Below are 444 nucleotides of genomic sequence, written 5' to 3' on the forward strand. Positions count from 1 at the left end.
ACCCGTCGCCGCGAGCCTCAGTCCAGGACGTGTCATGACCCTGCCCGTTCCGAGCCTCCACGGCCTGCTGCCCGCCGAGCCGGCCCGATTCCTCGGCTGGTCCTGCATCGCCGACCCGACCATCGCCGGAGCCCTGGCGCGCTCCGGCTTCGACGCCGTGCTCCTCGACCAGCAGCACGGCGCGCACGATTACCACTCCTGTTGTGCGGCGATCACCGAGGTGGCGCTGGCCGGCAAGCCGAGCCTGGTGCGGATCCCGGTCGGCGACTTCGCCATGGCGTCGCGGATGCTGGATGCCGGCGCCGCCGGTATCGTCGCGCCGATGATCAACAGCGTGGCGGACGCGCAGGCGCTGGCGGCCGCGGCGGAAGGCGGTGCCACGCAGGCGGGCATGCCCCCCCCCGGCCCCTGCATCCTCTGCGGCGGCAGCGTCCCGCACGCCGC

At 74.3% G+C, this 444-nt stretch carries 1 protein-coding gene; it reads left to right on the top strand.

Features of this window, described 5'->3' with window-relative positions; genetic code table 11:
- Window positions 1-34: 34 nt before the first annotated feature.
- Window positions 35-444, top strand: a 410-nt coding sequence (locus tag AC066S_RS39450; RefSeq protein WP_478272006.1) for an aldolase/citrate lyase family protein, incomplete at its 3' end; no start/stop codon positions are given.

The sequence above is a fragment of the Bradyrhizobium sp. CFUWI genome, assembly GCF_056429085.1.